This is a genomic window from Gemmatimonas sp. (assembly GCF_046594945.1).
Taxonomy (GTDB): domain Bacteria; phylum Gemmatimonadota; class Gemmatimonadetes; order Gemmatimonadales; family Gemmatimonadaceae; genus Gemmatimonas.
This window is the reverse complement of record NZ_JBKJRB010000072.1, coordinates 1-2,654: the sequence shown is the minus strand read 5'-3', so window position 1 is coordinate 2,654 and position 2,654 is coordinate 1. Positions and strand designations below refer to the sequence as shown.

At 63.0% G+C, this 2,654-nt stretch carries 3 protein-coding genes; 2 read left to right on the top strand and 1 reads right to left on the bottom strand.

Features of this window, described 5'->3' with window-relative positions; all coding sequences use genetic code 11:
- Both ACLL97_RS08205 and ACLL97_RS08200 read left to right on the top strand, forming a co-directional pair.
- Positions 1–290, top strand: a 290-nt coding sequence (locus ACLL97_RS08205; protein WP_411279990.1) for a hypothetical protein, incomplete at its 5' end; no start/stop codon positions are given.
- 213 nt (positions 291–503) lie between these two features.
- The gene (locus tag ACLL97_RS08200; protein ID WP_411279989.1) at positions 504–1,448 is read left to right on the top strand and encodes an IS5 family transposase; all 945 of its coding nucleotides are present in this window, start codon (positions 504–506) and stop codon (positions 1,446–1,448) included.
- 189 nt (positions 1,449–1,637) lie between these two features.
- On the opposite strand, the gene ACLL97_RS08195 is transcribed toward ACLL97_RS08200, so the two are convergent.
- The coding region (locus ACLL97_RS08195; protein WP_411279988.1) for a RagB/SusD family nutrient uptake outer membrane protein at positions 1,638–2,654 on the bottom strand (1,017 nt) is incomplete at its 5' end.

Below are 2,654 nucleotides of genomic sequence, written 5' to 3'. Positions count from 1 at the left end.
AATGCGAACGGATAATCCTATTGCTCAACGACGAAACTGACTCAGGAACGTCGATACTTCTCGCGCGTCAATTGCCATCTCTCATCCATGGAGAAAATAGCGTTGGTGCAGCCGTTGTCAAGCATGAGTCCTCCAAGTGGCGGTCGGGTGGGCTCCGTTCAACCGTGCGGTTTTGCGAAGACACCAACGGTCAGTTGATGGTTCCAACCATCCTGGTGAACGCTGATCATTCAATTCGCCTCCGCATCCAGCCTTCGGTGTTGCGTTCAAATAGAACCCGCGTGATGTGACGGTGCGCCTGTTGTATTCGCGCCGCACGTGCTCGGTGTGGGTGCTGATTTCTGATTATGAGGGGAAGTCGTTGGAGGAGTGAGGCGAGGGAATGGCGGGGATGCAGACATTGACTCCCTAGGGAAACTCTGCAAAGAAGCGTGCGTTTTGGAGGGCCGCTCGTAATATTGGCGCAGCGGCATCGACCCTTTCCTGCACGGTGTGGAGCCTATATGAGCGAGCAGCGGACCCTGGCGAGTGTGGTGTACGACACCAAGCGCAAAGTGACCCGGCGTGAGCGGTTTCTGCAGGAGATGGACCGCGCGATTCCGTGGGCGACGCTCCGCGCACTCGTGGAGCCGCACTACACCAAGCCCGGACGCGGGCGTCGGCCGATGCCGCTCGACACGATGCTCCGCATCTACTTCCTGCAGCAGTGGTTCGACCTGTCGGATCCGCAGGCCGAGGACATGCTCTATGACAGTGAGTCCATGCGGCGCTTCGCGCGCGTGGACTTGGGCGAGGATACGGTGCCGGACGAGTCGACGATCCTGCGCTTCCGACACCTGTTGGAAGCGCACAAGCTCACGGCGCAGATGTTCGACGCGGTGCGCGATCTGTTGGCCGAGCGCGACCTGCTGGTCACGACGGGAACTATCGTGGATGCGACGTTGATCGCCGCGCCCAGCTCGACGAAGAACGCCACGAAGTCACGCGATCCCGAGATGCGACAGACGCGGAAAGGGAAGTCGTGGTACTTCGGCATGAAGTGCCACATCGGGACCGATCCGCAGGGCTTCGTGCACACACTCACCACGACCGACGCGGCGCAGTCGGACATCAGCCAGCTGCCGGCCTTGGTGCATGGCTTCGAGGACACGTTGCATGGGGACAAAGCCTACTGGAAAGAGTCGGATCGCGAGGCGTACGAGGTGCTGGGTGGGCAGTACCTGATCAATCAGCGCGGCGAGCGCACGCCCGAACGCGATGCGCTCAATCGCGAACGCTCGCGCATCCGCGCGCGCGGCGAGCATCCGTTTCACGTCGTGAAGGTGTTGTGGGGCTTTACGAAGGTGCGCTACCGCGGCCTCTACAAGAACACGGTGCGCGCGCTGGCCGCGTTCGCGCTCGCGAATCTCTTCCGCGCGCGCAAACAGTTGCTCGCGGTGGGCACGTAGTGTCGGCGTGAACGCCGATGGGGGCCGAAAACGGCCCCGCTGGCCCCCGCGCGGGGACGGTGTGGCCACCATTCGGCCGACGCGCACGTCGCCCAGCGTGATTTTTGCCGCACAGTTACCCACATCGGTCGTGCGGGTCACCTGTGCAGAACTTCCCTAGGGTGTAAATCGATCAGCTCGCGCCGGAGCTCATCCCCCCAGCACGTTCACACACCCCTTGGGCGGCGCCGCCAGCCGCTGGTTGCATTCGTCCACCGGAATCGGCACCAGCGGGAATACGCGATGCGTCGGCAGCTGCTTCTTGAGCTCGCCGAGGCGGCCGTAGCGGCGCGCGTCGACCCAGCGATGACCGTACTCGAAGAACAACGAGTAGCGGCGCTCGTATAACAGCTCGGTGACGAGATCGCCGGCAAAATCGGCTGCCAGCGCCGGCAGTCCACCGGAGTTGGTGCGCACGAAGTTGAGATCGGCGATCGCAGCGGCGCGATTGCCGAGTCCGATGTTGGCTTCGGCGCGAAGCAGGATGAGCTCCTCGTTCCGGATGATCGGAATCGGCGTGACGTTGGTGGGATACACGATCGGCCGTACGTTCGAGCTGATACCCTGGGTGGCCAGATTGACCGTGCCGACTACGGCCTTGGCTGTGGCGCGCAGATCGCGCGAGCCATCGGTACGTAGTCGCGCTTCGGTGAGAAACTCCGGCGCGGCTACGATGGCGCGCGGTGCTGGATCGAACAGCGGGTTCGTAGCGTCGCCCGATGCCGTGCTGTACACGTGATACACACCCGCGGCGAAGCTGGCCGTGGTGCCGGCGGCGGTGCTGATGAACGATTCGTTCAGCGCCGTGAGGGCGTCGGCCCAGCGACCTCGGTACACCTCGAGGCGAGCCTTGAGGCCGCGGTTGACGCGCAGGAAGGTTACTGGTGTGTTGAAGCCGGCGAATCCAGTCGTCAACGCGAACGGAAACGCCGTACCGGCTGCGGCGAGGTCTGTTCTCGCTTCGTCGAACAGCGCGGCGGTTTTCGTATACGCCTCGTCGCGCGTGATGAAGGCGCCCTGCACGGTGGGATCCTTCGCCACATCGAACACGAGGCCGAAGGTGTCGCGCACGCGCAGCTGATTCATGTACTCGAGCGCCATGAACGTCTTCACGAAACCCTTCACGCCGCTCTTTTGCGCGGCGGTGTAATCGGGTACGGCGTCGAC

Bases quoted from the DNA above. Each gene is read 5' to 3' on its own strand.
- ACLL97_RS08200 (WP_411279989.1), top strand. From the start codon at position 504: ATGAGCGAGCAGCGGACCCTGGCGAGTGTGGTGTACGACACCAAGCGC.